The organism is Novosphingobium sp. PhB57 (assembly GCF_004342985.1).
Classification (GTDB): Bacteria; Pseudomonadota; Alphaproteobacteria; order Sphingomonadales; family Sphingomonadaceae; genus Novosphingobium.
Genome location: NZ_SMBO01000008.1, coordinates 37,779 through 60,318 on the forward strand (window position 1 = coordinate 37,779; position 22,540 = coordinate 60,318).

The 22,540-nt window shown below is 61.3% G+C and carries 17 protein-coding genes and 1 pseudogene; 8 read left to right on the top strand and 10 right to left on the bottom strand.

All coding sequences use genetic code 11. The annotated features are described in order from the left end of the window. The first annotated feature begins 4 nt into the window (after nucleotides 1-4). The 7 genes and pseudogenes from EDF58_RS20800 to EDF58_RS20830 all read left to right on the top strand — a co-directional run bounded on the left by EDF58_RS20800 (nucleotide 5) and on the right by EDF58_RS20830 (nucleotide 7,112). Nucleotides 5-862 (top strand): aldo/keto reductase, encoded by an 858-nt coding sequence (locus EDF58_RS20800; protein WP_132269073.1) that lies wholly within the window; start codon nucleotides 5-7, stop codon nucleotides 860-862. A gap of 66 nt (nucleotides 863-928) precedes the next feature. Further along, on the top strand, nucleotides 929-1,465 hold the full coding sequence (locus EDF58_RS20805; RefSeq protein ID WP_207913077.1) for a nuclear transport factor 2 family protein: 537 nt from the start codon (nucleotides 929-931) through the stop codon (nucleotides 1,463-1,465). A gap of 33 nt (nucleotides 1,466-1,498) precedes the next feature. Further along, on the top strand, nucleotides 1,499-2,665 hold the full coding sequence (locus EDF58_RS26415) for a carboxymuconolactone decarboxylase family protein (RefSeq protein ID WP_132269075.1): 1,167 nt from the start codon (nucleotides 1,499-1,501) through the stop codon (nucleotides 2,663-2,665). A 17-nt stretch (nucleotides 2,666-2,682) separates the two neighbouring features. Next, a complete protein-coding gene (gene paoA / locus EDF58_RS20815) occupies nucleotides 2,683-3,321 on the top strand; it encodes an aldehyde dehydrogenase iron-sulfur subunit PaoA (RefSeq protein WP_132269208.1) in 639 nt (212 codons plus the stop codon). Continuing rightward, a pseudogene (locus EDF58_RS20820) lies at nucleotides 3,318-4,270 on the top strand (xanthine dehydrogenase family protein subunit M). The gene paoA and the pseudogene EDF58_RS20820 overlap by 4 nt, the downstream one beginning before the upstream one ends. Next, nucleotides 4,267-6,525: an aldehyde oxidoreductase molybdenum-binding subunit PaoC gene (paoC, locus tag EDF58_RS20825; protein WP_132269077.1), complete on the top strand. Its 2,259-nt coding sequence runs from the start codon at nucleotides 4,267-4,269 to the stop codon at nucleotides 6,523-6,525. The pseudogene EDF58_RS20820 and the gene paoC overlap by 4 nt, the downstream one beginning before the upstream one ends. A 50-nt stretch (nucleotides 6,526-6,575) precedes the next feature. After that, nucleotides 6,576-7,112, top strand: coding sequence for a flavodoxin (locus EDF58_RS20830; protein ID WP_207913078.1), 537 nt, complete (start codon nucleotides 6,576-6,578; stop codon nucleotides 7,110-7,112). 392 nt (nucleotides 7,113-7,504) lie between these two features. Here the strand turns inward: EDF58_RS20830 and EDF58_RS20835 are convergent, their stop codons facing one another. Both EDF58_RS20835 and EDF58_RS20840 read right to left on the bottom strand, forming a co-directional pair. Further along, entirely contained in the window at nucleotides 7,505-8,695 is a 1,191-nt protein-coding gene (locus EDF58_RS20835; protein WP_132269080.1) for a GAF domain-containing sensor histidine kinase, read from the bottom strand. Nucleotides 8,696-9,254: 559 nt separating this feature from the next. Then, nucleotides 9,255-12,653, bottom strand: coding sequence for a DEAD/DEAH box helicase (locus EDF58_RS20840; protein WP_132269082.1), 3,399 nt, complete (start codon nucleotides 12,651-12,653; stop codon nucleotides 9,255-9,257). Between the two features lie 1,186 nt (nucleotides 12,654-13,839). Between EDF58_RS20840 and EDF58_RS26420 the strand changes: the two genes are divergently transcribed. Then, nucleotides 13,840-14,157, top strand: coding sequence for a tyrosine-type recombinase/integrase (locus tag EDF58_RS26420; protein ID WP_243654407.1), 318 nt, complete (start codon nucleotides 13,840-13,842; stop codon nucleotides 14,155-14,157). Nucleotides 14,158-14,503: 346 nt separating this feature from the next. Here EDF58_RS26420 and EDF58_RS20850 read toward each other — a convergent pair whose 3' ends face one another. From EDF58_RS20850 to EDF58_RS20875, 8 genes are all read right to left on the bottom strand, one after another. Further along, on the bottom strand, nucleotides 14,504-14,926 hold the full coding sequence (locus tag EDF58_RS20850) for a c-type cytochrome (protein WP_132269084.1): 423 nt from the start codon (nucleotides 14,924-14,926) through the stop codon (nucleotides 14,504-14,506). Next, complete coding sequence (locus EDF58_RS20855) at nucleotides 14,919-15,692, bottom strand: cytochrome c oxidase assembly protein (protein WP_165921504.1); 774 nt, start codon at nucleotides 15,690-15,692, stop codon at nucleotides 14,919-14,921. The genes EDF58_RS20850 and EDF58_RS20855 overlap by 8 nt, the downstream gene beginning before the upstream one ends. A 92-nt stretch (nucleotides 15,693-15,784) precedes the next feature. Continuing rightward, nucleotides 15,785-16,105, bottom strand: a complete 321-nt coding sequence (locus EDF58_RS25950) for a hypothetical protein (RefSeq protein ID WP_165921505.1) — start codon at nucleotides 16,103-16,105, stop codon at nucleotides 15,785-15,787. Beyond that, a complete protein-coding gene (locus tag EDF58_RS20860; protein ID WP_132269210.1) occupies nucleotides 16,102-16,719 on the bottom strand; it encodes a cytochrome C oxidase subunit III in 618 nt (205 codons plus the stop codon). Before EDF58_RS20860 ends, EDF58_RS25950 begins: the two co-directional genes overlap by 4 nt. Beyond that, nucleotides 16,716-18,608 carry a cbb3-type cytochrome c oxidase subunit I gene (locus EDF58_RS20865; RefSeq protein ID WP_132269087.1) on the bottom strand — a complete coding sequence of 631 codons (1,893 nt, stop codon included), beginning with the start codon at nucleotides 18,606-18,608 and terminating at the stop codon, nucleotides 16,716-16,718. The genes EDF58_RS20860 and EDF58_RS20865 overlap by 4 nt, the downstream gene beginning before the upstream one ends. Continuing rightward, a complete protein-coding gene (gene coxB / locus EDF58_RS20870; protein ID WP_165921506.1) occupies nucleotides 18,605-19,594 on the bottom strand; it encodes a cytochrome c oxidase subunit II in 990 nt (329 codons plus the stop codon). The genes EDF58_RS20865 and coxB overlap by 4 nt, the downstream gene beginning before the upstream one ends. Then, the gene (locus tag EDF58_RS25955; RefSeq protein ID WP_165921507.1) at nucleotides 19,591-20,049 is read right to left on the bottom strand and encodes a cytochrome c; all 459 of its coding nucleotides are present in this window, start codon (nucleotides 20,047-20,049) and stop codon (nucleotides 19,591-19,593) included. Before EDF58_RS25955 ends, coxB begins: the two co-directional genes overlap by 4 nt. 2 nt (nucleotides 20,050-20,051) lie before the next feature. Further along, nucleotides 20,052-22,328, bottom strand: a complete 2,277-nt coding sequence (locus EDF58_RS20875) for an FdhF/YdeP family oxidoreductase (protein ID WP_132269091.1) — start codon at nucleotides 22,326-22,328, stop codon at nucleotides 20,052-20,054. Nucleotides 22,329-22,540: the final 212 nt, after the last annotated feature.

The following is a 22,540-nucleotide window of genomic DNA, read 5'->3' on the forward strand; positions in this document are numbered from 1 at the left end:
GCCCATGACCAGCAACGTTCCCAGTGTCACTCTTAACAACGACGTGAAGATGCCGATCCTCGGGTTCGGCGTGTTTCAGGTGCCTGATCCCGTAGAATGCGAGCGCAGCGTCCGCGATGCCATCGACGTCGGTTATCGCCTGCTCGATACAGCCGCGTCCTACGGTAACGAGGAGGCGGTTGGCGCCGCCATCAAGAACCACGGCATCGATCGAAGCGAGTTGTTCGTTACCACCAAGCTCTGGCTGCAGGATGCCAGCTACGAGGGGGCAAAGGCTGCCTTCGAGCGGTCGCTTAATAAGCTCGGGCTCGACTATCTCGACCTATGGCTGATTCATCAGCCCTATGGTGACGTGTACGGCGCGTGGCGCGCGATGGAGGAACTGCATAGGGCCGGACGCATTCGTGCGATCGGCGTCAGCAATTTCTATCCCGATCGCCTCGTGGACTTCGTGCTGCATAACGAGGTGAAGCCGGCGGTCAACCAGATCGAGATCCACCCTTTTCACCAGCAGACCGATGCGGTGAAGATCCTTGAGGAATACGGCGTCCAGCCAGAGGCATGGGGACCATTCGCGGAGGGCAAGAACGGCCTGTTCACGAACGAGGTGTTGCAGCCGATCGCCGACAAGCATGGGAAGAGCATCGCCCAGGTCGTGCTTCGCTGGCTGACCGACCGGGGCATCGTCGCGATCCCCAAATCGGTGCGCAAGGAGCGCATGGCGCAGAATTTCAACATCTTCGATTTCGACCTCGACGCTGGCGACCTCGATGCCATCGCCAAGCTCGATCAGAACGCCAGCAGCTTCTTCGACCACCGAGATCCGGCGATGGTGAAGTGGCTCGGCGAAAGGAAGCTCTGATCGTCATTGCCAGGCTGATGTTACGGCATCAGCCTGCCCTTTCAAACTCAAACGGGAGCAGTTGTGATGGACACTCGATCGACCCAGGGAATGAAGCGGCTTTGCCTGCTAGGTGCCGTCGCCTTGTCGGTGCCGCCTATGCAGCCCTTGCTTGCGCAGCAAACGCCGGCTCCTCCCGCCGAGACTATCAAGACGGCCGCCACTCATACCCCGACAGAGCAGCAGGTCATCGACCTGTCGAAGACCAAATGGGCTTGGATGGCGGACAAGAAGGTCGACTCTCTCGAGACGCTCTTTGACGATCGGGCCATGTTCACCCACATGGGCGGAACCTGGGGAAAGACCCAGGAACTCGCCACCATTCAAAACGGCGGTATCTGGTACAAGAAGGCGTCGATCTACGCGGTTGATGTGCGGGTGTTCGGCAACACCGCGATCGTGTTGGAAGACCTCGATCTGGAGGCGGTGGTGGGCGGTCGCACCGTCACCAACCCCTTCATGGTCACGGAAGTTTACAACAGGCAGGCTGGCAAGTGGCGCTTGGCCCAGCTCACATTCTCGCGCCTCGTTCGACCCGTGAAGGCGAACGCTGGCAGCAATTGAGCCTAGTCGAGGACCGGAATGGGAGACGAGACGATGAAGGTCGCTTATGCAACTGCTGCCGCGCTGGCGATGGCCGTGCCGGTCGAGGCGCAGGAGCGTCCGTCGGTCGCGCCCAGGAACATGCAGGCGATCGCTCCCGCGCTTGCCGGCTATACCGACCGGGTGCTGTTTGGCGACGTGTGGGTGCGGCCGGAGCTGACTCCGCGCGACCGCAGCATCGTCACCCTGTCGGTGCTAATTGCAACCGGCAAAACCGCGCAGATGACAGGCCATCTTGGTCGTGGCCTCGATAACGGCATCAAACCGTCCGAAGTGGCCGGCATGGTGACGCAGCTTGCCTTCTATACCGGGTGGCCGAATGCCGTGTCGGCCTTGAACGAGGTCGAGAAGGTATTTGCTGGACGCGATGTCGATCTAAGGTCTCTTGCGACGATGCCTCCGGCCACTGCACCGCTCTCCAGCTCCGATCCCGCGCGTGCCGCGGCCGTCAACAGGACGCTTGGCCCGATCGCCCCCAAGCTCGCGCAGCTTACCAACGACGTCGTGTTCGCCGACTTGTGGCGGCGCACCGACTTATCGCCGCGCGACCGCAGCCTCGTTACCATCGCCGCGCTTTCCGCAGGCGGTGATGGCGATCAGCTCGCCTTCCATGTCCAACGTGGCCTCGAAAACGGGCTAACGCAGCCGCAGATCGTTGAGGCCCTGACTCACCTCGCTTTCTACGCAGGGTGGCCAAAGGCGAATGCCGCCATCGGCGTCGCAGGCAAGGTGTTCGCCAGACAAGAGGTTGCCACCATGTCAGAGGTTCAAGTTATCCGTCCCGGGCAGGAGCCGAAGGCTGGGCCGGCCGACTATTTCACCGGCAGCGTGTCGGTCGCATCGCCCTTCAAAGGCACCGGCGCGGCGCGCCTTGGCGGTGCTACGGTCACGTTCCAACCAGGCGCGCATACGAACTGGCACACGCATCCGCTGGGACAGTTGCTGATCGTCACTGCTGGACACGGATGGGTCCAGGTCGAGGGTGAGGCCGCGAAGCCGATCGCGACGGGCGACACAGTGTTTATCTCGCCGGGCGTCAAGCATTGGCATGGCGCGGCGCGAAATAGCGTGATGACGCATGTGGCGGTGTCGGAAGCGCGGGACGGTACGTCCGTGACGTGGCTCGAACCAGTCGCCGACGATTTATACAACAAGCTGTAACGGGAGAGACGGCGATGATGTCGGAAATCGAAATGTCGAGGCGCGGTGTCCTTGCTGGCAGCGCCGCAGCGGCTGCGCTGGCAGCGGCCCCGCCTGCGGAAGCACAACCCGCAAAGGCACCTGCGCCTGCGATCATGCCGGTATCACTCACCATCAACGGCAAGCGTCGTGACCTCAATCTCGACACGCGCACGACGCTGCTCGATGCGCTACGCGAGCATCTGAAGCTCACCGGCACGAAGAAGGGCTGCGATCACGGGCAATGCGGAGCCTGTACCGTCATCGTCAATGGCGAGCGGATCAATTCCTGCCTTAGCCTTGCCGTCCAGCATCAGGGCGACGAGGTGAAGACGATCGAGGGGCTGGGGACACCCGACAAGCTCCATCCCATGCAGGCCGCGTTCGTGCGTCATGATGGCTACCAGTGCGGCTATTGCACGCCGGGCCAGATTTGTTCGGCAGTCGCGGTGCTGGACGAGATCAAGCGCGGCGTGCCGAGCCACGTCCAAGCCGATCTTTCTGCGCGACCGCAACCAACCGACATTGAAATGCGCGAGCGAATGAGCGGCAATATTTGCCGTTGCGGAGCCTATTCCAACATAGCCGAGGCGATGGCGGAAGTCGCGGGAGCTACGGTCAAGGAGATGGGGGCATGAAGCCCTTCACCTATGAGCGCGCGAAGACGCCGGCGCAAGCCGCTGCCGCTGTTGCCCGTCAGCCCGGAGCCAAGTTCCTTGCCGGGGGCACCAACCTGCTCGACTGATGAAGCTGGAAATCGAAACGCCCCGGCATCTGGTCGACGTCCAGGACCTGAAGCTCGACCGGATCGAGCCGACAACGGATGGCGGCTTGCGGATCGGCGCGCTGGTCACGAACACCGCGCTGGCTGCCGACACCCGCGTCCGTCGCGATTATGGCGTATTGACCCGCGCGATCGTGGCAGGAGCTTCAGGCCAGCTTCGCAACAAGGCGACCACGGCGGGCAATCTGCTCCAGCGGACCCGGTGTCCCTATTTCTATGACCCCAACATGCCCTGCAACAAGCGCAAGCCGGGGTCGGGCTGCGCTGCGATCGGCGGGTATTCGCGCCAACTCGCGGTGATCGGTTCGAGCGACCAGTGCATCGCCACCTATCCCGGCGATATGGCAGTCGCGATGCGCGTGCTGGATGCGATGGTGGAGACGGTCAAGGCGGATGGCACGAGCCGCGCTATCCCGATCGCTGATTTCCACCGTCTGCCCGGCGAAAAGCCTCACCTCGACAACAACCTTGAAGCCGGCGAGCTGATTACGGCGGTGACGCTGCCCCGGCCGCTTGGCGGCACGCACCATTATGAGAAAGTTCGCGACCGAGCATCCTATGCCTTCGCGCTCGTCTCGGTCGCAGCCGTGATCCAGAAGGACGGGAGTGGACGTGCAGCGTTCGGCGGGGTCGCACACAAGCCGTGGCGAGTCGAAGCAGCCGACGCCGTGATGACCCAAGGGGCCGCAGCCGTGACGGCCAGAGCGTTCGCGAACGCCCGACCTACAGAGAACAATGCGTTCAAGATACCGCTCGCGACGCGGGCGCTTGCAGCCACCATCGCGGAGGGCAAGTCAGCATGAAGTTCGACACGCCAGCAGGCATCAACCCAATCGATCAGGAAAAGGTCGTCGGCAAGCCGCACCCGCGCATCGAGGGGCCGCTGAAGACAACTGGACGCGCGGTCTATTCCTACGAGAACCAAGAGGCCGCGCCGAACGCCGCCTATGGCTATGTAGTCGGTTCGGGTATCGCGAAGGGGCGAATATCGTCGATGGACGTTCGCGAGGCCAAGGCCGCGCCGGGTGTTCTCGGAATCGTGACGGCTGATAATGCCGGGCCGATCAAGAAGCAGGGGTTCTACGTCGCCAAGCCGCTCGCGGGGCCGGAGATCGAGCATTACCATCAGGCTATTGCACTGGTCGTCGCGGAGACGTTCGAGGAGGCGCGTCATGCCGCCTCGTTGATCCGGGTCGATTACGCGCGTGCGCAAGGCGCATTCGACCTGGCCGCTGCGCGCGGGGGTGCCAAACCGCATCAGCGCCAACCGGACATCCGCATTGGTGACTTTGAAAAGGCGTTCGCGTCGGCACCCGTGAAGGTCGATGCGACCTACACCACGCCTGACCACAGCCATATGATGCTGGAGCCGCACGCCACGATCGCGCGCTGGGAGGGCGATCACCTCACGATCTGGTCCGCTCAACAGATTGTCGGTTGGGCGCGGCGCGACCTCGGCAACAAGCTCAGTATCCCTCAGGACAAGATCCGTGTCGTCGCGACCTACATTGGGGGTGGGTTCGGCGGAAAAGGTAGCGTCTGTTCGGACGCGATCCTCGCGGCGCTTGGCGCTCGCGCTGTCGGCCGCGCGGTGAAGGTGGCATTGCCGCGCCCGCTAATGCCGAACAACACGACCCATCGTCCGGCCACCATCCAGCGCGTTCGTCTGGCGGCGGGTCGCGACGGTAAGCTGGTCGCGGTTGGCCACGAAACGCTGTCGGGCAATCTGCCGGGAGGCGGTCCGGAGATCGCGGCTGCACAGACGCAGTTGCTCTATGCCGGTGCCAACCGCCTCAACCTGACCCGGCTCGCGACCCTCGACTTGCCTGAAGGCAATGCGATGCGCGCACCAGGCGAGGCGTCGGGCCTGATGGCGCTTGAAGTGGCGATGGACGAGCTGGCCGAGAAGCTGGGGATGGACCCGGTGGAGCTGCGCGTCATCAACGATACCCAGGTCGTACCAGGTGACCCCGGTCGCGGCTCACCCACTGATCCGCAATCGGCAAGCGGCAATCAGGGCAAGCCGGAACAGGGGCCGCGACCGTTCTCCATCCGGCAGTTTGTCCCATGCCTGCGCACGGGTGCCGAGCGCTTCGGTTGGAAGGAGCGAAGCCTCAGGCCCGGCAGTCGTCGTGAAGGCCGCTGGCTGATCGGCATGGGGATGGCCTCCGCGATCCGCGGTGCGCCGATCATTCCGGCCGGCGGACGTGTTACGCTTGACGGCAAGGGGATCGTGACCGTCGAAAGCAACATGACCGACATGGGGACTGGCAGCTACACCATCATCGGCCAGACGGTCGCGGAGATGATGGGCCTGTCCCTCGACCGCGTTGTGGTGAAGCTAGCGGACTCCAATTTTCCTGAAGCGTTCGGGGGTGGCGGACAGGGTGGTGCCGCATCTGCCACGGCCGGTGCCTACGCCGCGTGCGTCAAACTGCGCGAAGCCGTGGCGATGAAGCTCGGCTTCAACTCTGCCGACGCCGAGTTCGTTGACGGCGAGGTCCGTGCCGGCAACCGACGTGCCCCGCTTGGACAGGCCGCGAAGGATGGTGCGATCACCGCCGAAGACAGGATGGAATATGGCGACCTGTCAAAGCAGTTCGAGCAGCAAACCTTCGGTGCCCATTTCTGCGAGGTCGCGGTCAATGCCTACACCGGCGAAATTCGCATACGGCGGATGCTCGCCGTTTGCGCGGCCGGACGTATCCTCAATCCCATCACTGCCCGCAGCCAGGTTATCGGCGGCATGGTCGGCGGTGCGGGCGCGGCGCTGATGGAAGAGCTGGCGGTCGACAAGCGGTTCGGCTTCTTCGTCAATCACGACCTCGCCGGATACGAAGTGCCGGTCCATGCCGATATCCCACATCAGGAGGTGATTTTCCTTGAGGAGACCGATCCCACAATGTCGCCGGTGAAGGCGAAGGGCGTCGGCGAGCTTGGTATTTCCGGCGTAGCCCCCGCCATTGCCAACTCGGTCTATAACGCGACCGGGGTCCGGGTCCGGGAATATCCGATCACGCTCGACAAGCATCTTGCAAAGCTGCCGGAGATTGTGTGATGCAGGGTGCGGAGCGGTACTCCCGCCGGGACGTCCTAGCGACCTCGGCGATGCTGTCACTGGGTGGCACGGCATGTGCGGAGGAGCTAAAGCAGCCTAGCGCCGGCAAGACGCTGATCGCGTACCTTACCCGCTCGGGCAACACGCGCGTGATCGCAGGAACCTTGCAACGCACGCTAAGGGCTGATCTCTTCGAAATACGTCCCGCGCGACCCTACCCGGATGATTATGAGCAGCATGTCGCGCAGGCAATGCGCGAGCGTGACAGCGGGTTTGAACCTCCACTGACGACCAAGGTCGACAACATTGGCGCATATGGCACCGTCTTTCTTGGCTTCCCCATCTGGGGGGAAACAGCACCTCCGCCAATCCGCTCGTTCCTCAAGGCTCATGATCTAGCTGGGAAGACGCTCCGCCCGTTCATTACGCACGGCGGATATGGTGTTGGCGCTAGTCTCGCGGTGTTGGCTACCCAGGCGACCGGCGCAAAAATCGAAGACGCCTTCGTCATGGAGGCAGACCAGGAACGGCGCACGCTCAATCATGTCCGCGACTGGCTCGGCCAAATCAATAGCTCACAGAGTTGAATTGCTTTCCGGCAAACTGGCTTTGAAGCGAAGCCCTAAAGCAGCCTCATAAGCTCTGAGCGGCTGTTTTCCTCAGATCCGGTAGTTCTCGTTAGCATGGCCAGATGTCCTGATGTAGTCGCTAACTGGCGAAAGCGATCGCCACATCGTGTGACTTTGCCGATATCCGCTGGAGGCAATGGAGGGCCACTCTTACATGGAGCAGACGTTCGCCTGACAACCTTCCTGCATGCCGAAAGGCGGGGTATAAGGAATATCTGCCCCGAAACTGCGGGCTAGTCGCCATTATCCTGGCACTCGTGAGGGTTAGTTTGGAGTCCTTCCAGAGGTTCCGATGCCCACAGCGTCGTGCTTCAAACACTTCGCGCAGAAACCGTATCAATGCTCAAAAATCAATGAGCGATTGCTGGCTGTTCTAATGGCATCTGGAACGAGAAGGTCGTCTCGACTTCGTTAGACGCGACGCTCAGGCTACCGCCATGCGCCTTGGCGATCTGCGAGGCAATATACAGCCCTAACCCAAGGCCTTGAAGGCTCGGCCTGACCTCACCGCGTGAGAATGGCGCAAACAATTTGGCTCTCGCAGCCTCTGGGATTGGCTCGCCTGCATTGCTGACCTTCAGCTCGACGAGGGCTCCGGCGACATCAGCATTCACCCGCACCGGGAAATCGGGCGCACCATGAGTCAATGCATTGCCTACCAAATTCGACAGCAGTTGCCCGACGCGTACTGGGTCGCAGTTTACCACTTCGGGTAAATTGAGGTCAGCCTCGATGACCCGGTCAGGATGACCAGATACCAGTTCATCGATGACTTGTTGCAAGACAGGCGTCAGCCGCGCGAGGGTTCGAGAAAGGGTCAGGCCTCCACCCAGACGTCCACGAGCAAAATCCATGACGTTATCGATCAGACCAGCCATGCGGCTGACGCTATGATTCATCATCCCGAGGATGGACGTTCCACGATCGCTCAGCGTCTCGCCGCTGAGCAAATTCATGCCCGCAGAGATTCCGGCCAACGGATTGCGAAGGTCATGGCCTAAGACCGCGATGAACTGCTCTCGCAGCGCAGATGTCTCCTGCTCATTCAGCAAAGCCGACGCGCTGGCTTTCAGCGTGCGATTGAGTTCAATCTGATGCGCGATCATGTCGGCAAAGAGCTTGAACATCGAAACGATATGCGGCTTTTTCACAGTCGCGGGCTTCGGGCTAATCGCGCAAAGCGTGCCAAAGAATGTCCCATCGGCCAATATGATCGGCATCGAGATGTAACTCTGAAGGCCGTAATGCTTAGGGGTATGGTGGTTAAAGTATACAGGGTCTTTCGACACATCGTCGATGACGACGACTTCTCGATGCTCTCTGATCTCATGGCAGATGGTTGTTTCGATTTTCAGCTCATCGCCCGGCTTTAGCCCAAAACCAATGTCATCCTTCACACTGCAAGTGACCCACCGCTCCTCGGTCACTCGCGCGACTGCGCAGAATCCCATGCCTGTCGTCTGGCAAACAACGTCGAGAATTGTCGGGACAGATTTGATGCCCTCGATCAGTTCAATGTCTTGAGCAAAATCCCGGTTCATGCAGTCGGTCGCGCCTCAATCGAATAGTCATCTGTGTCGGTTCAAAAACCGCTGAGCGGCAGCCATACGCCCTCAGGATCGTGACCCGAACCACAGCAATCGCTTTGTCATACCCAAGCATCGTCTCTAGAGTCCATCAAAGCTTAGCGCCCACTTCGGGTCGTGGGGCGAACGGCAGGTCTAGCAGCCTTCTTTCATCGATTCACTAGCGACAGTGAAGGTAGCCTTGGGACAATCCTGCCGTTCCCAAACACCATCGCGAACGGCAGGTTCTAGATGATGCGGCCGTTCGCAGGGCGGCGCCGGTGACGGCCCTAACAAGAAAGGCAAGCCGTTCTCAACCTGCTTCACTTCTGCATCTGCTCCAAACACCCGGTCTGCGACGATTTGGTGCAGGTCCCAGCCGCTCGCGCTTTCCATTGCCTCCGCTCAGCGGATGGGTACGGCGCAAACTTGTTTTTCGTCTTGCTCATTGTAGACCCATTCTCTCAGGAAACAGGGCCTCCGGCAATCCCAGGGCGGTGCATCACAGCCCGCTTCATATTGTGAGCGCCAACACCTACCCGAGTAGGAAATCGATATCGGCATCTGTCAGACTGGTCGAACCAGGCTTCGCCTCCTCATCCCACAGCATATCGGCAAGTCCCCGCTTCCTTTCCTGAAGCGCTAGTATTTTCTCCTCGATCGTCCCGGTCGCGATAAGTCGATGAACGAATACCGGCTTAGACTGACCAATCCGATGAGCCCGGTCGATCGCCTGCGCCTCGACGGCTGGATTCCACCAAGGGTCATAAAGGATCACAGTGTCAGCTGCGGTAAGATTCACACCCGCGCCGCCCGCCTTGAGGCTGACAAGGATAATCGGAACACCGCCTTCCTGAAAGCGCCGAACCGGCCGTCCCCGGTCCCTGGTTGCGCCTCGCAGTTGCTCGAATGGGATGCCGGTACGCTCGAGATCGACCGCTATGAGATCGAGCATTGTGGTGAACTGGCTAAAGATGATGATCCGGCGGTGTTCCGCAATAAGTTCGGAGACCATCTCCCTCAGCCTCTCCCGCTTGGCGGATGCGACCTCGGCGCCAAGATCATTTGGCAGCAGCACGGGATCGCAACAAATCTGGCGCAGCTTGAGCATCGCGTCGAGCACGATGATCTGGGAGCGCATCAGCCCGACCCGGTCGATCTCGTCGCGCACTCGCTTATGCATCAGCAGACGCTGACTTTCATAGAGCCTCAGTTGCGGGGGCGCTAGATCGATGCGCTCGGGGATGATAGTCTTGGGGGGAAGATCAGCGGCGACGGCATCCTTGGTCCGGCGCAGCATAAATGGCCTGATCCGCCGCGCCAGCACCGCGCGAGCAGACGGATCGTTGTGTTTTTCTATCGGCGTGCGGTAGTTCGTACGAAACCCTTCATAGGTGCCGAGCAGTCCCGGATTGGTAAGGCTCGCCAGTGACCACAAGTCGGTGAGACGGTTCTCGACCGGTGTGCCGGTCAGCGCGACAACCTGGTCGGCCTTCAGCATCGCCGCTGCCTTGAACCCCGCAGTCTTGGGATTCTTAAGCACATGAGCTTCGTCAAGGATGGCCAGCGCAAAATCGCGCGAGCTCAAAAGACCGCTGTCGCGGGCCAACAGCGTATAGCTGGTGAGCACGATATCGGCGCCTGTAAAGTCATCGCCATGCAAGTGGCGTCGATCCGCGCCATGCCACAAAAGGCAAGTTAGACCGGGCGCAAAGCGGGCAATCTCGGCCTGCCAGTTTGGTAACACCGAGGTAGGCGCGACAATCAGCGCAGGGCGTAACGCGGCGGTACCGCCGCGAGTGACCAGAATATGCGCGATTGCCTGGAGCGTCTTGCCCAGGCCCATGTCGTCGGCGAGGATGCCCCCCATGCCCGCTTCGCGCAAAGCTGAAAGCCATCCGCAACCGGTGGCCTGGTAGGCACGCAACTGCGCATCGAGACCTGCCGGCGCCACGAAGGTTTCTCCCCCGGGCGAATTCAGTCTGGCTGCCAGGGCACGCAGACTATCTTTCGATGCCCATGACAATCCCGCGTTGGCCAGGTCATGAACGGCCCCAAGATCGAACTTGCTGAGCTTCAGGGTCGTCGCACCACGATCGACAAGCGCCATGCGCACGATCGTTTCTATGAGAGGACGCACGGCGCCGAGACGAAGTGCTGTGAACCTGCCGCCGCCAAGCGGCAACGGGATGCGGTATTCGTCGTCTCGCTCGAGAATTTGATCAACGCCACCCGCGAGCAGTCGGCGCAGTGCCGGCAACACATCGATGCGCTGGCCGCCCTCCACGCGCGCGGCCAGCTCGACATCGAACCAGTCGATTGCATTGCCGTTTACTGCCGGCAATGACCGCGGCGAAACCTCGATACCCGGCGCCTGCAAGCTGCCATCTTCAGGCGGGATGAGGACGTGCGGCCACTTCGGCGCGAATTCGATCAGCCAGCCCTCATCCCGCAAGGCCTGGGCATCGTTGACGAGGAACTCACAGAAACGCTGGTCATGCTCATCATCCTCATCGTTAAAAGCATGATCCCAGCCTTGCTGTGGCTTTGTCTCATAGCGTCCGGTCAAAACAAGAGGCACCAGCGGCGTCTGCGCCAGACGGTCAACTGCGGCCTGCTCGGCTTCGATATCCCGCACGATACGTATGACGCCTTCGGTGCCGCTTACGATCACTTCGGTTGCGGTATGGAGCGGACCAACCCGGTGCGCGCTGTAATTGAACTCGAGCCGCGCTACTAAAAGACCTTGCGATGCCGAGCGTCCTCGCCAGCCCCGATCGTAATACGGACGCCCGACCTTATCGACCAGACAGCGCAGCACTGGCTGCGGAACTATGTCCGTTAGCGATGTCGACGATATCAGTTCCGGCGCCGGCAGCATGTCGTAGGCAATGTCCTGCCAACGTGCGGCCAGCGCCGGGATCTCGTGGGAGGCGACCGGCGGCATGGCCAACAAGCGGCCGACGACCATTGGATTGCCCGCGTCGATGAGCCTGAGCTCGCTTGTGCCGAGATCAAAATGGATCGGCGGATCGCCCGCAAAGATCATGTGCCCGGCGGGCTCGTGACCATCCTCGTCAAGGGCAACGACCTGCCGGCCATCAGCCAGGGTCTCCCAACGAAGCTTGCACGCGAAGTGTTCCCGCCTGACGGTAGCCGAAGGACCATCGGGTCCTTTCCAACGCAGCAGTCCTTCAATACTGGCTTCCCATAGCCAACTCCAACCGTTTGGACCAGTGGGGCTTCGGTTCGCCGTGAAGTCGCCGCCGGCAGCATGGGACATGCGTGACAGCAGCCGCCCTGCCGCCGGCCGGAGACTGCCCCGTGCGTGTTGCACTTCCCACGGATGAGCAGCACGCCACGTAATCTCGTGGGGCCACCGCCTCCAGGCGCGGACCTGAAGGTAATATCGCTCGGGGAGCACCGAGGCGGGCATCCCCCTGCCCGGGCGCTTGCCCTGCTTGAAGATGCGGACTGGTTCGAGACTGAAGCGCAGCTCTTCGTGCTTGGCGCGCACGGCGAGATCGTCGACAACGGCCGCCTCGAGCCATTCGGCCAATGGACCGGTAACAGCCGGCACGCCCTGTCTCTGTGCCTGAATGCGTAAGCGAGGCCTTTCGCGCTCTAGCTGTCCGGCAGCTTCCGATGCCTGCAGCGCAAAGAGTACCGCTGCGACGTGCTTGCATCCCATGCCGACCGGACATGTGCATTCGCTGGCTGGAAGACCGCCGAATTCTTCGTCCTCGTCAAAAATGATTGAGGTGACATAATGGATTTTGCCGCTGCCGCGCACCAGCGCCGAAACCGTGTCGAACGGCTGATCAATCCGCAGATCCGACACGCGCCCTTGTTGGAAATAACGCTTCCCTGCCTCGACCATGCGGTCGGACTGGATGGTAAAATACAGGATGTCTTCCGAAAGCGCGGGGATCATGTCGCCGTTTTTCCTGGCTTACAACGTATTGGCAAGCGGTAGCGTGGTACATGGCGTTCTTTCAAGCCTGCCTGCCCTCGCGCGCGGTTATCTAACCGCCGGCGGCATGTGGGGGAGCATTGACGTTCAACGACCACCTCCAAAACCTGGAGGCAGATATGACGTATTCCGTCGGATCAGGCATCGCAATCGGCGTCGACGTTGCGGTAGCGATCGTAATGGCCCTTGCTGCGTTTTGGGCGAAGCGTCGCGCCTAAACCTCGTGTGAGCGGCAAGCCTCCGGTTCGCTCCAGCGGTCTCAGAACACCGTCGTTTTGGACGACAGCAGTCTTTTGCTCGCATCTCTTATTCGCAGGATGGCAAACCATTTTACCCGGACGTTCTAGGTGACCTGGACGTTTGTCGGTCCCGACCAATTCTCGCCGTTCGCCTTTAGGACGCGAACGGCCGGATCCGCCTAAACCTGCCGATCTGGTGCCTTGAGCCGCCGGACAGCAGCGTCTCCGACATTGCCGCTAAATGGATCACCACGGCTTCTCCGAACCGGCCACTGAGAATGGCGGACCGCCCCATCTCTACGCTCCGATGCGCGATTTAGGGAAAGCCAAGCGTGCCACCTGGTGCCACCGCCTGCAGCCACTTGCCGCCCCGCGTCACGTTTCCAATCGGGATGGAGACTGGACGCTGGGAATGAACGATTTTTTCCTTTAGATTCCTCGACTTAAATTTTCCTCCCACTGATTCGTCTAATATCCATCAAATAACCTGTCGCGGATGCGAGCGAACAATTAGGGTCGGCGAATCGTTCATTGATGGGCTTACGGCACCGATTCGGCCTTCCATTCTCTTGTCGATAATCGCCGGCATTCCGGAGGCTGTGGCAGCCCAGCGCGATCGGTCGGCGGAGAAATTCATTGCTTGATGAACGCCGAACCGACCAAGGTTTGGCGAGTCGCCTCACACCGAATTTGAACTCATCGTTTGAGCCATTACGCGAGCAGCACCCACTCTTGCGCAGACTTACAGTTTGGGACGGTAATCGTTCTCTCAGTCTCGTCCCGGGACAGGGACGAAACCGCTGCGCGGGAATGGCGTTTGGCGCGAGGTTGCTCCGTAATAGCGCGGTGTTGGGGCGCGCTGAGTCGCCATGAGATTGTGAGGTTCCTTCAACGCAAAGGAACTCACCATGGACACCACGATTACCGCCGCCCCAATCGGTTCGCTGCGCCAGCGGATGCTGCAAGATGTCCTGAGCGTCGAAGAGGCCGCGCGGCTCAACGAGGCAGCTCCAGGCATCAAGTACAAAGCGATTTTCAGCGTGGCCTACGGCGCCGGCCTGCGTGTGTCGGAGGTCACTTACCTAAAGGTTGGAGACATCGACAGCGAGCGTATGATCATCCGTGTCTTGCAGGGCAAAGGACGCAAGGACCGTATGCCATGCCCTCACCGCACCTGCTGGATTTGTTGCGGCAATGGTGGCGCGAAGGCGAACGCCGCGGAGTGATGTTACCCCGTGGCTGGCTGTTCCCGGGCCGCAACTGCACGGATCCGATCTCGGCGCGCCAGTTGAACGTAAGCGCGCATTTTATAGCGCGGCGCTTACGGTGGCGGGGCGGCCATCTGTTTATGGACAAGCTGACACGTCTGCCTCAGCCCCACGATCCACGCCACAGCCTTTTACCCATAGATCCGTGGATGGGGCCCGCGAATTCCTCCATGTGAGGATTCCCTACACAAGCGCCCGAAATCCTTAGACTTAGCTGCCATTCCCAGACGGAGTGGTGAGTGCCAGCTCTCGGCAGAACGGACATCCAGGGTCTCACGTAAGGATAGGCATTCGGCGCTTTCGGTCAGTTCTGTGCGTACAGGTAAGCTGCCATATCTCTTGCTTCGCGTGGGCGGACAGCTTGTTCCGGCATGCCGCTTCCTGGCCGCAGCTTTTGTGGATGCAGGAGCCAAGCCGTCATCGTCGCGGGATCATTTGTGAGGGAACCCGCCAGAGCGGCACGCTGGCCGACATGGCTAAGGTCGGGCCCGACCTTGCCGATCGCGCCATCAATGCCGGGAATGACGTGGCAGCTTCCGCAAGCGTAGCGCTCGATCGCCATGTGGCCCCGACCCCGGTCGCCACCGGTGATCATCTCGGCTCGGTCGCGATGCCGCGCCTGCGTTTGAAAATACATGCCGGCGCCGGTGATAACAGCGACGAAGACGCAAAGGGCGATGAGGAGGATCAGCCACCAGAGGCTTGGGGGGATTTGCTGCCTAGCCATGGACAGGTCTCAACAGACGTCGCATAACGAGGAGGGCAGCGGCCGCATGAACGAGGCCGCCCGGAACCCACATGAGAAGCCCGGCCAGCTCTTGGTCTTCCGCCGGCGTCAAACCGAAAGGGGCAAGGCCGAGCCGCGCGTAGCCTTCATACCAAGGGCTTGTTGCGAAGGCCATCAGGGCCCCGAGCGCACCCGAGACGATGGATGTGGCAACGAGGCACAGCGCGGCCACGGGTTCCGCTGTCCTGCGGCTTGTCATCGCGGTCCAGAAGAGCAGCGCGCTCACCAGAAAAGATAAATGCTGGGCAGCATGCCAGCCCTCGCTAGCGAGGGCGAGGTCGAAAAGCGCGGGCGCATGCCAGAGCCAGAGGCTTGCGGCCTGCAGCAATGTTGCGGTGACCGGCTTGGTAAGAAATAGCCAGCTTCGGCGAACGACGCTGAAATGGCTCCAGCCGCCAATCACGGGCCGGGCTTCCGCTGGGACACCCCAGAGCATGACAGCCAAGGGCTCGGCGAGGACGAGAAGCGGCGCGGCAGCGAGCATGATCAGTTCGTGCTCGAACATATGGGCAGCGAACGAACGCTCGCCCGCTTGGTGGAGCGGCGAAACCAGCGCGACAGCGAGGATGAGCCAGCCTGCTACGAAAAAGCGTATGCGTGATCGCAGCGCACCATGACCCCGCGTCGACCTGCGCGAAAGACGATCTGCGCCGAGCGCGAAGAGCACAAGCGCTATTAACAACGGCCCGGTGATCGAAGGGTCCAACGTCCAGCCAAGTGGCTCACTGTGAGGCCTGTCCGTGTCGTGCCCCGCCGCCGGGACGGCGTATAGAGCGAGCCAGGGGACGGAGCAGGCGATCAACCGACGCATGGCGGCACCAACGATAAGGCCAGGGTCTGGAAGAGAATAGCGAGTGCGAAAATGGCAGCGACCGCGATCGCGAGACGCGCGAGCCATGAGTTAGCGAGATCGCCATCATGCGTTTTCAAGGGCCAGGCAATGCGCGCGGCGATGGCGCAAAGCGCCAAACTGGCGATGCCCCAGATGATGCCGACGGGCGCGGCGTCGCAGCGCGCGTGCAGGAGAGCGGAAAGGCCCTGTTCAAAGACAAACCAGACCGACGGCGGGGAGAGCAGCGCGATCCAGGCCCGTGCGCGGATGGAGAGACGCCGGATCATAGCGCCCTTGGCGCCCAATAGATGAGGGCATAGACCGGGAGCCAGCACAGGACGACGAAGGTCCAGTAGTTCGAATTGTCCTCGACGTCGGCGAACTGGTCGTCGCCGACCTCATGGGTAAACAGCCAGGCCCCTAGGACAACTGTGTCGCCCCAATCCGTGACGACGTGGACCGTATGCAGGACGAGCAGCAACCAGATGACCGAGCCGTAGGCGTCCTGGTGCCAGGACACGCCCAAATGTGCGAACTCGAAACCACGCGGCACGAGAAGCAGGAGTGCGATCACCCCCATGGCGAATGTCCCCCAGCGAACGCCGGCGAGGTTCTTAGCGCGCGCGCAGCGCAAGACCCAGATATTGGGAATTTCGCTGAGGAGCAGCCCGACGGTGAAGATGGCGCTCCATAGGAGACCAGGGAGGACGTCGCCTTTCGGGGGCCAAACATGCGTCTGGGTCATCAGGTAGAGGTAGACTGCAGCGGCGAGCGCGAAGCCAGTGCCTTCGATCACCATAAAGCCGATGTTGCCCCACCAAACAAGGTGACGAGGCCCCGTGGCGCTGGTCGGCAAATTCGCCAGAGTGCCGACGATTTCAAAGTCGCGTGCGCCTGTCATGGCATGGCCTTCAATGGACCAATTTTGGCGCGGGGCCGATTCGGCCAGAACCATCCGATAAGCGCTGCGGCGATCGGAAGTGTGCCGATCGGAATGGCCCAAGGCGTGAAAATGCTTCCTAAGAACATTGCCGAGACCGCGAGTGCCGCTAGTAGTGGCCATACGGAGGGCGCGGCGCTCTTTTGCCGATAGAGCGGTCCTGCACCGGTAACCGATGTGACGAGAACTTCACGCTTGCCGACTGAAATGCCGTCCATGACGCTCAGTGCGCCGCCGCCGTTCCACATCGGCGTCAGACTAGCGACGACAGGGGTGAAGGCCAGGTTCCACGCAGGCGGGGGGGAAGCACTGGCCCATTCGAGAGTCGATCCGCCCCAAGGGTCCGCACCCGACGGCTCGCCGCGCCAGTAGCTCCACAGCGCATTGGCGACGAAGACCAGACCTCCGAGCACGGCGATCGCGCTGCCCGCAGTTGCGACCTGGTTCAGCGTCTCCCAGCCCATGCCGGGAGAATAGGTATAGACCCGCCGAGGCATGCCCATCAGACCGAGTATATGCATGGGAAAGAAGCCGAGGTTGAAGCCCCCGACGATCAGGCCGAAGGCGACCTTTCCCCAGAGCTCGGACATCAGCCGGCCGGTCGCCTTGGGGTACCAGTAGCAGAAAGCGCCGAAGAGCGGGAACATCGCGCCGCCAACCAGAACGTAGTGGAGGTGGGCCACGATAAAATAGGTGTCGGTGAGCTGCAGGTCGAGTGCTGCGGAGGCGGTCATCAACCCGGAAAGCCCGCCAATCACGAATGTTGCGAGAAAGCCTAGTACCCAAAGCATTGGCGTCGGAAACCAGGTTCGCCCGGCCCAGATGGATGCCAGCCAGCAAAAGATTTGCAAACCCGCCGGCACGGCGATGGCCATACTGGCCGCCGTGTAGAAATCATTGCCGAGACGCGGCAGTCCCACTGCGAACATGTGGTGGACCCAAAGCCCGAAAGCGAGCGCTCCGATCGACAGGATCGCGAGAACGAGAACGCTGTGTCCGAAAAGCTGGCGACGCGAGAAGGTTTCAACGATCGAGGAGACGAAGCCGGTCCCCGGTATAAAAATCAAGTAGACCTCCGGATGGCCGAAGAACCAGAAGAGATGCTGAAAGAGAACTGCGTCGCCGCCCGCTGCCACCGAGAAGAAGTGCGTGGACACGAGCCGGTCGGATATCAACATCGAAGTGACCAGCATAATGGCTGGCATCGAAAATATGGTCATGATCGAAGCGATCAGCATCGCCCAGAGGAACACCGGCATTCGGGCCAAGGTCATACCCGGCGGACGCATCTTGAGAATTGTCGCTGCCACATTGACTGAAGCGGCCAGCGCCGCGACCTCGGTGAATGTGATCATCTGCGCCCAGATGTCAGCGCGATGCCCCGGCGAATAGGCGGGGCCGGACAGCGGTGGGTATTCGAACCAGCCGAGGTCCGGCGTGACGTCGATCGCGTGGGCGATCCAGAGCGTGAGGACGCCGCCGAAGTAGAGCCAGAAGCTGAAGGCGCCAAGGCGCGGAAACGCCATGTTGCGCGCGCCCAGCATAAGGGGGACCAGCCAGAAAGCCATCGCCTCCATGAGGGGCACGGAGACGAGGAAGAGCATGGTCGAACCGTGGAGCGAGAAGCTTTCGTTGAAGAGCTGCGGCGTCATCCGGGTGTTTTCAGGTACCGAAAGCTGCCAACGCATGTCGAGCGCGAGCATGCCGGCGAGGAACATGAGGAGGATAGCCGTTACGATATAGCGAGCGGCAATGCGCTTGTGGTCGACGGTGGTCAGGAACCCCCAGACGCCGGGCGGGTCGCGCCAGGTGCCGTTGAGCTGCTCAATGAGCGATCGATCGGGTGTCACCGCAGCGTCTCCAGATAAGTGGCGACCGCATCGGCGTCGGACGGAGCGAGCGGCACTGTCGGCATCGACGTACCGGGTTTCAGCGCCTGCGGCTGCGCCAGCCAGCCCTGGATGCCGCCGCGGGTCATTGGGAGGGTGCCGGCCGCAATGGAGCGACGGCTCGCGAAATGCGTGAGGTCCGGACCAGCCCGGCCCATTGCCGATGTGCCGCGAACGTTATGGCAGGAACCGCAGACGCCCTGGAATACGGCCATGCCTCGCGGCATGTCAGGTGCCGCAGCTGCGACCGGATTGTCCTGCCGCGCGAGCCATGCGTCGAACTCCGCCGGAGCCTCGACCTTCACATCGAACGCCATATGTGCGTGCTGTGCCCCGCAGAATTCCGCGCACTGACCGCGGAACCAGCCGACACGACGCGGTGTCAGGTCCACGATGTTGCGGCGTCCCGGGATCATATCGATCTTGCCCGCGACATTGGGCACCCAGAAGCTGTGGATCACGTCTCCCGAGTCCAGTTCGATGCGTGCGGTCCTGCCGAGCGGCAGGTGTAGCTCGTTCGCGGTTTCGATCCAGCGCCTGCTTGCGGGATCGCGATACTCAATCCGCCACCACCATTGATGGCCTGTCACCCTTACAAGCATGGCGTCGTCGTCGCGGGCGGCGATGAGCGCACGGTCCGCGATGAAACTGCCGACTATTAATACCGTGAGCCCGGCGACGATCACGGCCGCGGCTGTGTACAGACCTCGAGAGAGCACTTTATCGCTGCCGTTTTTCGCATCTTGCCGCCGACGCGCCCGCGCCGCGAGCACGCTCCAAATGATTCCCGTGAGCACGACGAGATAGACCCCGCCGCAGACGAACATCATCAGCATGAATAGGGAGTGCAGCGCCGAGGCTTGATCGCCAACCGGCGACAGCGGTGTCTGAACGCCGGCACATGCGCCAAGCAGCAGCGTTAGAACAATGGGGGCAAACCTGCTCATTGCGGGCCCGACCAGTGAGAACCTTGCGGCTCTCCCTTCTGATCGAGCGAGACGCGGCGGCGCTTTTCCGGATAGTGTTTTGGCAAATCGCGGACATAGGCGGTGACCTGCCATAGCTGCTCGACCGGGATGACATCGCCGTAAGCCGGTTCGGGCTGGTGTGCAGCAATCGCGCGATAGACATCGGCAAAGCCATGGCCTCGCTGCCACCGACCATCGGCGAGGTTCGCAGCGCCCGGCGCGCTGTCGCTATGGCATGCCGAACAGCCGTACCAGGAGAAATAGCGGCCGCCTTGCGAGACCTGGTAGAGGTTCGACTGATAAGCCGATATGCGCGGATCTGTGTTTTCCGCCGGAGCGGTCTGCGGCAGGCTGGGCCCAAGTTCGCGCGCCTCGTTGTTGCACCCCGCGAGCGCCGCCAAGGTCAGTAGTGATGCTACCCCTATGATGCGCACGGCTATGCCACGATGCGGACCGGCACACCCTTAGACGCCGGGGTCTTGGATTGTTCGTCGTGATACCAGAGGGGAATGAGGGGGTTCATTTCGGGATAGTAGGCACCGATGCAGCCACGTGGCAGCAGGAACGGCGTGACGCTCAGTCCATCGACTTGACGATGGACGCCGTCGCCGGCATCGCTGGCCAGCGCCACGATCTGCCCGTTTTCTAGTCCCGCGGCGGCAATGTCTTCGGGGTTCATAAGCACCACGTCTCGCGTGCCTTCGATCCCCCGCAGGCGGTCCGAGTAGCCGTAGATGGTGGTGTTGAACTGATCGTTCGAGCGCAGTGTTACGAGGCGGTAGCGGCCGTCTGCGGGCGCGAAGCCGACCGAAGTCATGGTCTTGGGAACCGTAAATTCGGCCTTGCCGCTTTCTGTTTTCCAGACGCGCTCGCGTGCCGAGTTGCCACGATAGAAGCCGCCCGGCGTAAAGACCCGCCCATTGAAGTCGTGGAACTGCTCCGGATAGGTTTCCTCGATGGCATCCCGGATAAGGGCATAATTCGCAGTCCATGCGTCCCATGGAACATTGGCATTGGGCGGCAACGTCGCTTTCGCCAAGCCGGCGACGATTGCGACTTCGCTTTTCAGATGCTCCGACGCAGGGGTATTCTTACCAAGGGAGCCGTGGATGCAGGACAACGAGTCCTCCATCGTCACCGCCTGCGCACCGCTTTCCTGTAAATCCTCCTCCGACCGTCCAAGGCAGGGTAGCAGATAGGCGCTCTCGCCATTGATCAAATGACTACGGTTGAGCTTGGTCGCGATCTGCACCGTGAGCCGCATCTTTTGCCAGGCCCCCTCCATCTTCTCGCGCTCGGGTATGGCGCGCACGAAGTTTCCGCCCAGACCGATGAAAGCCTTTACCTCCCCTGAGACGATCTTCTCGCAGGCCGTGACCGTATTCATGCCCTCCTCGCGCGGCGGCTCGAAGCCATATTGCTCGGCGATCTTGTCGAGCGGAACGAGCTCTGGTTTCTCCGATATTCCAACCGTGCGCTGGCCCTGGACATTGGAGTGGCCGCGCACCGGCGAGATCCCTGTCCCGTCGCGGCCGATATTGCCTTTGAGGAGCCACAGGTTGGTCAGAGCTGCGAGGTTCTCGAAGCCATGGACGTGCTGGGTGAGGCCCATGCCATACATGGAGATCGAGCGCTTGGCCTCGACATAAATTTGCGCCGCTTCCTCGAGATCGGCGCGGGCGAGGCCGCTTTCGCGCACGATCTCGTCCCAGCTGGTCGCTTCGACATGCGCTTTCATAGCCTCGAAGCCATTCGTATGCTGCTTGATGAAGTCGACGTCGAGGACGTGACGCTTCTCCTCTGCCCACTTTTTCTGCTCGGCCGCGAGAACGTGTTTGATCATTCCCGTGATTGCCGCAATGTCGCCGCCTGCTTTCACCTGCAGGTAGAGCGTCGAAATCTGGGTCTTCTTCGGCGTCAGCATCTCGACGGGATTCTGCGGGTTCTTAAAGACCTCGAGCCCTTTTTCGCGGATAGGATTGAAGGTGACGATTTTGGCGCCGCGCTTCACCGCCTCTTGGAGTGGATGGAGGAGGCGCGGACTGTTTGACCCGGTGTTCTGTCCAAAGAAAAAGATCGCGTCGCACAAGTCGAAGTCTGAAAGGACGCAGGTGCCGACCGGCGAACCAATTAGCTTCTTCAGGGCGACAGAGGTCGTCTCGTGGCACATGTTCGAGCTGTCGGGCAGATTGTTGTGCCCGTAAAGCCTGGCGAACAGCGCATAGAGGTAGCTTGTCTCCAGACTTGCGCGACCCGAGGAATAGAACACCGCAGCGCCCGGATCGATAGCCTTGAGCTCACGACCTATCGCAGCGAAAGCCTCGTCCCAGTCGCATGGCACATAGGTGTCCGATGCGGTGTCGTAACGCATGGGATGCGTGATCCGACCGAGTCGCTCGAGATCATGATCCTTCCAGGTCTTGAGCTCGCTGATGGTGTGCTTGGCGAGGACCTCGGGCGTGCAACGCCGCGAGGTCAGTTCCCACAAAGTCGCCTTCGCACCATTCTCACAGAACTCAAGCGGGTGCGGCTGCGCGGGCTTGGTCCAGGCGCAGGAAACGCACATGAATCCCTTGACCTTGTTCTGGCGGCGCAGCGTGTTGAGGACGGCGGGTGTCGGCTTTTCGCTCCACGCGATAGAAGCCATTCCTCGCACCGATCCCCAGCCGCCTTCGGCCCCATCGTAGTGGACCGTTTCTTCTTCTTCAGCCATTTCGGTACCCTCCTCCCAGCCCCGCAGTATCTCGTGCTCGTGCTCGTGCTCGCGGGTTAGTCTATTTTCGTGGCCGCAGACTCATGGATCGAGCGTTGAATCATGCCCGAAAGGCGCAGAAGGATCATAAGGCTCTTGACCGCCCGCTTGATGTTGCCGAGCAGAAGGAGCGCGTGGAGGCCGACCCAGACGGAAAAGCGCGTTTCCTCGTC

Excerpts from the sequence above, each read along its gene's own strand:
- EDF58_RS20800 (WP_132269073.1), top strand. The coding sequence starts at position 5 with ATGACCAGCAACGTTCCCAGTGTCACTCTTAACAACGACGTGAAGATG.
- EDF58_RS20805 (WP_207913077.1), top strand. The coding sequence starts at position 929 with ATGGACACTCGATCGACCCAGGGAATGAAGCGGCTTTGCCTGCTAGGT.
- EDF58_RS26415 (WP_132269075.1), top strand. The coding sequence starts at position 1,499 with ATGAAGGTCGCTTATGCAACTGCTGCCGCGCTGGCGATGGCCGTGCCG.
- paoA (WP_132269208.1), top strand. The coding sequence starts at position 2,683 with ATGTCGGAAATCGAAATGTCGAGGCGCGGTGTCCTTGCTGGCAGCGCC.
- paoC (WP_132269077.1), top strand. The coding sequence starts at position 4,267 with ATGAAGTTCGACACGCCAGCAGGCATCAACCCAATCGATCAGGAAAAG.
- EDF58_RS20830 (WP_207913078.1), top strand. The coding sequence starts at position 6,576 with ATGCTGTCACTGGGTGGCACGGCATGTGCGGAGGAGCTAAAGCAGCCT.
- EDF58_RS20835 (WP_132269080.1), bottom strand. The coding sequence starts at position 8,695 with ATGAACCGGGATTTTGCTCAAGACATTGAACTGATCGAGGGCATCAAA.
- EDF58_RS20840 (WP_132269082.1), bottom strand. The coding sequence starts at position 12,653 with ATGATCCCCGCGCTTTCGGAAGACATCCTGTATTTTACCATCCAGTCC.
- EDF58_RS26420 (WP_243654407.1), top strand. The coding sequence starts at position 13,840 with ATGGACACCACGATTACCGCCGCCCCAATCGGTTCGCTGCGCCAGCGG.
- EDF58_RS20850 (WP_132269084.1), bottom strand. The coding sequence starts at position 14,926 with ATGGCTAGGCAGCAAATCCCCCCAAGCCTCTGGTGGCTGATCCTCCTC.
- EDF58_RS25950 (WP_165921505.1), bottom strand. The coding sequence starts at position 16,105 with ATGATCCGGCGTCTCTCCATCCGCGCACGGGCCTGGATCGCGCTGCTC.
- EDF58_RS20860 (WP_132269210.1), bottom strand. The coding sequence starts at position 16,719 with ATGACAGGCGCACGCGACTTTGAAATCGTCGGCACTCTGGCGAATTTG.
- coxB (WP_165921506.1), bottom strand. The coding sequence starts at position 19,594 with ATGAGCAGGTTTGCCCCCATTGTTCTAACGCTGCTGCTTGGCGCATGT.
- EDF58_RS20875 (WP_132269091.1), bottom strand. The coding sequence starts at position 22,328 with ATGGCTGAAGAAGAAGAAACGGTCCACTACGATGGGGCCGAAGGCGGC.